5 protein-coding genes are annotated in these 7,629 nt (G+C 68.7%); 2 read left to right on the top strand and 3 right to left on the bottom strand.

Features of this window, described 5'->3' with window-relative positions:
- On the bottom strand, window positions 1-666 hold a 666-nt coding region (locus E1181_RS23610), incomplete at its 3' end, for an AMP-binding protein (RefSeq protein ID WP_165944724.1).
- A 95-nt stretch (window positions 667-761) separates the two neighbouring features.
- A complete protein-coding gene (locus tag E1181_RS23605; protein ID WP_132677939.1) occupies window positions 762-1,679 on the bottom strand; it encodes a response regulator transcription factor in 918 nt (305 codons plus the stop codon).
- 442 nt (window positions 1,680-2,121) lie between these two features.
- Here E1181_RS23605 and E1181_RS23600 point away from each other — a divergent pair, with 442 nt between their 5' ends.
- Both E1181_RS23600 and E1181_RS23595 read left to right on the top strand, forming a co-directional pair.
- On the top strand, window positions 2,122-4,491 hold the full coding sequence (locus tag E1181_RS23600) for a molybdopterin cofactor-binding domain-containing protein (protein WP_132677937.1): 2,370 nt from the start codon (window positions 2,122-2,124) through the stop codon (window positions 4,489-4,491).
- Between the two features lie 9 nt (window positions 4,492-4,500).
- Entirely contained in the window at window positions 4,501-4,977 is a 477-nt protein-coding gene (locus E1181_RS23595; protein ID WP_132677935.1) for a (2Fe-2S)-binding protein, read from the top strand.
- Window positions 4,978-5,025: 48 nt separating this feature from the next.
- On the opposite strand, the gene E1181_RS23590 is transcribed toward E1181_RS23595, so the two are convergent.
- Window positions 5,026-7,317 carry an FdhF/YdeP family oxidoreductase gene (locus tag E1181_RS23590; protein ID WP_132677933.1) on the bottom strand — a complete coding sequence of 764 codons (2,292 nt, stop codon included), beginning with the start codon at window positions 7,315-7,317 and terminating at the stop codon, window positions 5,026-5,028.
- Between the last annotated feature and the right edge of the window lie 312 nt (window positions 7,318-7,629).

The following is a 7,629-nucleotide window of genomic DNA, read 5'->3' as shown; positions in this document are numbered from 1 at the left end:
ATACCCGCACAACTCCCCCACGAAAAAACCGTTGTTCAGGATGTTGTGATGCGACAACGTCGCACCCTTCGGAAAACCCGTCGTCCCCGACGTGTACTGAATGTTGATCGCATCATCCGCCGACAGCGTCGACCGCACCGACCGGACGCGCTCGCGGTCGGCCGCGCGCCCCGCATCGAGCAACCGCTGCCAGCTCGGGTCGTCGAAGTACACGACCTCGTCCAGCGCCGCGCACCTGCCGCGCACCTCCTCCACGATGGCCACGTAGTCCGAGCTCTTGAACGACTTCGCCGACACCAACATCCGAACCCCGGCCTGGTTCAGCACGAATTCCAGCTCGTGCGAACGGTAGGCGGGGTTGATGTTGACCAGGATCGCGCCGATCCTCGCCGTCGCGTACTGGGTCAGCGTCCACTCGGCGCGGTTGGGACCCCAGATCCCGACCCGGTCTCCCTTCGCCACGCCCGCTTCGAGCAGTCCGGCCGCGACGACGTCGACCTCCGCGAGGAACTCCCGGTAGGTCCAGCGGCGACCCGTGGACACCTCCACCAGCGCGTCCTGGTCGGGGAAGCGGGAGGCCGTGCGTTCGAGGTTCTCCCCGATGGTGTCGCCCAGCAACGGCACGTCCGAAACACCGGACGCGTAGGACAGCTCGACCGCAGGCACGTATTCCTCCCGGCAGGTGGCGTGTGTTCGTGACCGCACACAGTAGGGACCGGGAACGTGCCCGCGTTACACCCGAATTGGGGTAGGCCCGGACGTCACGGCAGCAGCCAGGCGGATCGCGCGCGCACGACGGCCTCGTGCCGGGTGCGCGCCCCGAGCCTGCGCATCGCCGCGCGCAGGTACGCCTTCACGGTCTCGGGCGCGAGCGAAAGCCGTTCCGCCACTTCGACGTTGGTGCAGCCGAGCGCCACCTGCGAGAGGACATCGATCTCCCGCCGGGACAGCCGGAGCTGCGGTGCCGGTTCGGTCTCGCCCGACCGCAGGTCGGTGAGGCGCTGCGCGACCTCGTACATCCGGGTCCGCAGGTTCGCGTCCTCCACCGACCCGGCGATCGCGCACAGCTCGGAGTGCACCGACCGCAGCTCTTCGAGGTTGGCCACGTCGGCGACGTCGGGGCGCCGGGTGGCCGCGACCGCCTCGGCCATCGACATCCGCCGGTCGACCTCGTCGCGGACCGCCAGTTCGGCTGCCAGGCGCCGACCGGCCGCGACCAGCGAGTCCCGCGCCCGGTCCCCGACGGCGACCCGCTGGCGGATCGCTCCGTAGAGGACGGCGCGGCACTTCCCGCGCACCCGCACGGGGACCGCGAGCACCGCCGACAGCCGTTCGGCCATGACCGGGCCGTCGTAGTCGTGGGTGATGTGCCGGGCGGTTCCGTAGTCGACGACACCGATGGGCCTGCCGAACGCCAGCGCCTGGCCGCCGACTCCCCTGCCCTCGTGCACCTCCAGGTCGCGCAGGCGCGTGGTCAAGGTGCCGAAGCACTCGGTGAGCCGGACGCTGGAGCTGGTGACCTCGCCGCCGAAGGCGACCGGGAAGTCCGATTCGGACGACACCGAGCGCAGTTCAGCGCGCAGCGCGTCGCGATCGTCGGGCTGCAGACGTGCTTCGCCGTTCGTCCGGTCGTCAGGTCTCCGCGTCACGGCGCCGTTGCCGTCTCCGCTGCCGGCCATAGTGTCCGTCCTCCATCGGCTGATCGACACGTTCCGGTTCGCGCCGAAGACACCCACTCCGTAGTGGCACTGAGTTGCACGACTATACCCGCCATTTGGCCGCTGAAACGATTCCCTCCGCGCACAACACGCCCCGCCTACCCACTTACGGGGGCATCCATACGGGTGGTTGTTCGAGCACTTCGCGTAACGAAATCATGACGCCGGTCACAGTCCCGGACCCCTGACCTCCGGTGATCCGGTTCCGCCTCCTCGGCACTGTCCGTGACCTCCCGATCACCCCATCTCGGGGGTATTGGAAGCGGAATCCGGTCCTGCAACATGACTCGCCAACCGACTCGCACCGACGAGTACGCACCAGACGGAAATACCACCGCGACACCGAGTTTCCCGAACCTCGCGACGCTTCCGAACTGACAAGCCCGTCGAAAGGTTGAGCCCCATGCGCTCCAGTCGCACGGACACCACCGCACCCGGCGCCACCAGCCCCAGCAGGCGCCGTTTCCTGGGATATCTGCTGGCGGCGCCCACGCTGGTGGCCGCCGCCGAGCTCGGCGGCGGATCCCTCCTCGGCCCCGCGGCAGCCGCCGCGACCGGCGCGGGCGTGCCACCGACCCCGCAGGTCGCCGACCACGTCGACCTCACCGACGGACTGGTCTACGCCGCACGCCCCACCGCGAACCTCATCTCCATCCAGCTCAACGAGGACGGCTCGGCCACCTTCGCGCTCAACCGCACCGAGGTCGGTCAGGGCCTGAGCACGGCGATCGCGATGCTCATCGCCGAGGAGCTCGAGTTACCCCTGGAGAAGGTGCACATCACCCTCGCCGACGCCCGGCCCGAGCTGGTGTTCAACCAGCTCACCGGTGGTTCTGCCTCGATCAGCGCGCTGTACTGGCCGGTGCGCACCGCGGCCGCGATCGCCAAGGGCCGGCTGCTGGAGGCCGCAGGCCACGTCCTCGGCGAGCAGGCTGACCTGCTGACCGCCAAGCTCGGGACGATCACCTCGGCGGCGGGCAACGCCATCCCCTACGGCGACCTCGTGCACAAGGCCGCCAGCGACACGACCACCGAGGTCCAGGTGGACCTCAAGCCCGAATCGGAGTTCAAGCTCGTCGGCAAGCCGACCAGGCGCATCGACGCGTTGGAGGCGGTCACCGGGCGCAAGAAGTTCACCACCGACCTGCAGGTCCCCGACGCGAAGCCGACGATGGTCTGCCGGCCGCCGACGATCAACGGCACCGTGCGCGCGGTGAACAACATCGACCAGGTGCGCACGATGCCGGGTGTCACCGACGTCGTGCAGATCAGCAGCGGTGTCGCCGTGCGCGGCGAGACCTTCGGGCAGTGCATCGACGCGGTCAACGCGCTGGACGTGTCGTGGGGACCGGGCCCGGTCGACGACGAGTCCGACGCGACGGTCGAGCAGAAGCTGAAGGCCGCGACGCCACCCCCGGTGATCCCGCCGACGCCGGCCACCCAGACCTTGGAGCGCCAGTACACCTTCGGCTTCGTCAACGGCAGCGCGCTGGGCGTCAACTCCGCGATCGCCGACGTCCGGCCCGACCGGGCCGAGATCTGGTCGACGGTGAAGGTCCCGATCGTCGCGCAGGCGGCCATCGCCCAAGAGCTCGGGCTCGCGCAGCCCCAGGTGACGGTGCACGTGGTGCCCGGTGGCGGTTCGTTCGGCCGCTGCCTGTTCCACGACGCCGCGTCCGAGGCCGCCGAGATCTCCAAGAAGCTCGGCAAGCCGGTCAAGCTCATGTGGCACCGCGCCGACGACTGCAGGCAGGGCCGCGTCCACCCGATGTCGGTGGGCACGATCCGGGCGTCGTTCACCCACGACGTGATCAGCCTGGAGCAGCACCTCGCCGGTGTGCGCACCGACTTCAGCCACGGCTTCGGCGAGGCGCTGACCTCCACCGCGAGCCGCCTGCCGCTGGCCGGGTACTCGATCTCGGAGGTCATCTTCACGCTGACCACGCCGTCGCTGTACAACTTCGGCGTCACCAAGACGCTGCTGACCGAGACGCACCAGAGCCCGGCCAACAACCAGAAGCGCGGCGGTTTCAACACCGGTAGCACGCGCAACGTGTACTCGCCGGACGTCGCGACCACGCGGGAGCTGTTCGTCGACGAGCTCGCCGAGAAGATGGGCATGAACCCGTACGAATTCCGGCGCAAGTACGTCAAGAACGAGAACCTGCTGAAGGTGCTGGACAAGGCCGCTGAGGTCGGCGGGTGGGGCCAGCCCACACCGGACGGCGTCGGCCACGGGATCGCGCTGCACCACGAGTACAAGAACACGATGGCCTGCTTCGTGGAGATCGACTGCCGCCCGGAGACGGTCAACCGGCCGATCCGCGACGGGGTCACCGGGCCGCGGGTGACGCGGGGCGTGCTCGTCACGATCCCCGGGCACATCGTGGTCAACCCGCTCGGGCTCGAAGCCATGATGCAGGGCGGCTTCATCGACGGTCTCGCGCAGGCGCTGACCGCCAGCGTCCACCTCAACGAGGGCCGCATCGCCGAGGCCAGCTGGGACAACTTCTTCTACTGCAGGCAGTGGAACCTGCCGTTCGAGTTCACACCGGTGATCCTGCCCGCCGAGGAGAGCGAGATGCCCTCCGGTGGCGGTGAGATGGGCGTCGCTCCCGCGTTCGCGGCCACCGCGTGCGCCTACCGCGCGGCCACCGGCACGACGCCGACGTACTTCCCGATCAACCACAACGATCCGCTCGCGTTCGAGCCCTACCCGCACGTCCCGCCGTTGCCGCCGTCGCCGACCAACGGCCTGGACCACACCTACTGAGGAGGCAGAATGCCCGAGCACACCTTCAAGCTGAACGGCAAGCAGATCACGGTGGACGTCGAGGACGACGTGCGGCTGCTGTGGGTCATCCGCGACCTGCTCGGCGTCACGGGTCCGAAGTACGGGTGCGGGATCAACGTCTGCAAGGCCTGCACCAGCCACATCAACGGCAAGGCGTTCAACCCCTGCTCCGTGCAGGTCAAGGACGTCGAAGCCTCCGATGAGATCACCACGATCGAGGGACTGCCGGACACCGTCGGCGAGGAGCTGCACCCGATGCAGGAGGCGTGGCTCGACCACGACGTCGTGCAGTGCGGTTACTGCCAGCCAGGCCAGATCATGGCGGCGGTGGCCAAGGTGAAGCAGGCCCAGGCGAAGGGCCGGGAGATCACCGACGCCGACATCGAGGAGATCCGCAACGTGTGCCGCTGCGGCACCTACTTCCGGATCCGGGAGGCCATCAAGGACGGCTCCACCAGGATGTGACCCCATCGCGGAGGGCCGCACCGCGTGCGGTGCGGCCCTCCGCGAGCGTCAGCCTTCTTCGGCGACGGGTTCCAGGCGGACGATGACGCCCTTGGAGGTCGGCGTGTTGCTGACGTCGGCAACGCTGTCGAGCGGGACGAGCACGTTGGTCTCCGGGTAGTACGCGGCGGCCGATCCCCGCGCCGCCGGGTAGCCGACGACGCGGAAGTTCGGGGCCCGCCGCTCGACGCCGTCGTGCCACACGCTGACGATGTCCACCGCGGAGCGGTCGGCGATGCCGAGCTCGTCGAGGTCGGCGGGGTTGACCATCACGACGCGGCGGGCGTCGTGAATGCCGCGGTAGCGGTCGTCGTTGGCGTACGGGATGGTGTTCCACTGGTCGTGCGAGCGCAGCGATTGCAGGACCAGGTACCCGTCGGGTGCCGAGAGCCACTCGAACTCGTTGGAGCTGAACACCGCCTTGCCGCTCGGCGTGCGGAAATCACCGCTGTTGACGGGGTTCGGCAGCGGGAAGCCCGCCGGGTCGGCCACTCGCCGGTTGAAGTCCTCGAAGTCGGGAACGACGCGGGAGATCCGGTCGCGGATCGCGTCGTAGTTCGCCTCGAACTCCTCCCACGGGATGGCCGGGTCCTCCCCCAGCGTCCGGCGGGCCAGCCGGGACAGGATCGCGACCTCGCTGAGCAGCGCCTCCGAAGCCGGTTCGAGCCGGCCGAAGGACGCGTGCACCATGCTCATCGAGTCCTCGACGGTGACGAACTGCTCCACCCCGTCCTGCACGTCCCGGTCGCTGCGGCCCAGAGTGGGCAGGATCAGCGCGGTTTCGCCGCACACGGTGTGGGAGCGGTTGAGCTTGGTGGAGATGTGCGCGGTCAGCCGGCACTGGCGCATCGCCTTCTCGGTCACCTCGCTGTCCGGCGTGGCGCGGACGAAGTTGCCCGCCACGCCGAGGAAGAACCGCGCGCGCCCGTCGAGCATGGCCCGGATGGAGTCCACCGAGTCCCAACCGTGCTCCTTCGGCGGTGTGAAGCCGAATTCCGCTTCGAGGGAGTCCAGGAAGGACTGCGGGACGCGTTCCCAGATGCCCATGGTGCGGTCGCCCTGGACGTTGCTGTGCCCGCGCACCGGGCACGCACCGGCACCGGGCTTGCCGAGGTTGCCGCGCAGCATGAGGAAGTTGACGATCTCGCGGATGGTGGCGACGCCGTGCTTCTGCTGGGTCAGTCCCATGGCCCAGCAGGCGATGACGCTGTTGCTGGCCAGGACGCGGTCGCGCACCTGCTCGATCTCGGCGCGGGTGAGCCCGGTCGCGGCGTGCACCTCGTCCCAGGACAGCTCCCGCGCCTGGCGGGCGAACTCCTCGAAGCCCGTGGTGTGGGTGCGGATGAACTCGTGGTCCAGGACGGTGCCGGGGGCGGCGTCCTCGGCTTCGAGCAGCAGCAGGTTCAGCGCCTTGAACAGCGCGAGGTCACCGCCCGGGCGGATCTGCAGGAACTGGTCGGCGATCGCGGTGCCCCGGCCGAGCACGCCGCGCACCTTCTGCGGGTTCTTGAACCGCATCAGCCCGGCCTCGGGCAGCGGGTTGACCGCGACGACCTCGCCGCCGTTGTGCTTGGCGCGTTCCAGGGCGGTCAGCATCCGCGGGTGGTTGGTGCCCGGGTTCTGGCCGATGACGAAGATCAGGTCGGAGTGGTGCAGGTCGTCGAGGCTGACGGTGCCCTTGCCGACGCCGAGCGTCTCCTGCATGGCCGAACCGCTGGACTCGTGGCACATGTTGCTGCAGTCCGGCAGGTTGTTGGTGCCGTAGGCCCGGGCGAACAGCTGGAGCAGGAACGCGGCTTCGTTGCTGACCCGGCCCGAGGTGTAGAACAGGGCCTCGTTCGGCGAGTCGAGCGAGCGCAGCTCCGCCGCGAGCAGGTCGAGGGCGTCGTCCCAGCTGATCGGCTCGTAGAAGTCCGAGTCGGAGCGCTTGACCACGGGCTCGGTCAGGCGTCCCTGCTGGTTGAGCCAGTAGTCGGACTTCTCGGCGAGCTCGGAGACCGAGTACTGCTGGAAGAACTCGCGGGTGACGCGGTGCGAGGTCGCCTCGTCGTTGACGTGCTTGGCGCCGTTCTCGCAGTACTCGTTCATCGGCCGGTGCTTCGGGTCCGGGTCGGGCCACGCGCAGCCGGGGCAGTCGATTCCCTTGCCCTGGTTGAGGTTCAGCAGCGTCAGCGCGGTCCGACGCGGCGAGGTCTGGCTGAGCGAGTACTGCAACGCGTGCCCGACCGCCGGCGCCCCGGTGGCCCACGTCTTCGGCGCGGTCACCTTCAGATCGTCGACCGGATCTTCCCTACGACTCATGCTGCGGCCGTTCCCCTGTTCATCCCTCGCGCACCGTTGCGCCACTGTGGAATCGCGACTCCCGCCAGCTAATGCCGATCTCGAACCGAAGTCAAAGAACCGACACCTATGGGGCGATAACCACCTCTTCTCACCCCACCCACGAAGCCGCATGAACCGGCGAAACGGCAGGTCATAACCCCTAATCCACCCAGGTTCCGACAGCTGCACCAAAAAGGGACTGTGCCGGGGATCACTCCATTCCGCGTGCCCTTTCGCTTTACCGCGAACCGCCGCGCGGAAGTGTTCAGAATTCGATGCACCCGATTCCCG

The sequence above is a fragment of the Saccharopolyspora terrae genome (genome assembly GCF_004348435.1).
Classification (GTDB): domain Bacteria; phylum Actinomycetota; class Actinomycetes; order Mycobacteriales; family Pseudonocardiaceae; genus Saccharopolyspora; species Saccharopolyspora endophytica.
Note: the sequence above shows the minus strand (reverse complement) of the source record. Positions and strands in the feature narration are given on the sequence as shown.

What these genes read in the sequence shown, in the direction of transcription:
- E1181_RS23605 (WP_132677939.1), bottom strand. Translation starts at nt 1,679, where the DNA reads ATGGCCGGCAGCGGAGACGGCAACGGCGCCGTGACGCGGAGACCTGAC.
- E1181_RS23600 (WP_132677937.1), top strand. Translation starts at nt 2,122, where the DNA reads ATGCGCTCCAGTCGCACGGACACCACCGCACCCGGCGCCACCAGCCCC.
- E1181_RS23595 (WP_132677935.1), top strand. Translation starts at nt 4,501, where the DNA reads ATGCCCGAGCACACCTTCAAGCTGAACGGCAAGCAGATCACGGTGGAC.
- E1181_RS23590 (WP_132677933.1), bottom strand. Translation starts at nt 7,317, where the DNA reads ATGAGTCGTAGGGAAGATCCGGTCGACGATCTGAAGGTGACCGCGCCG.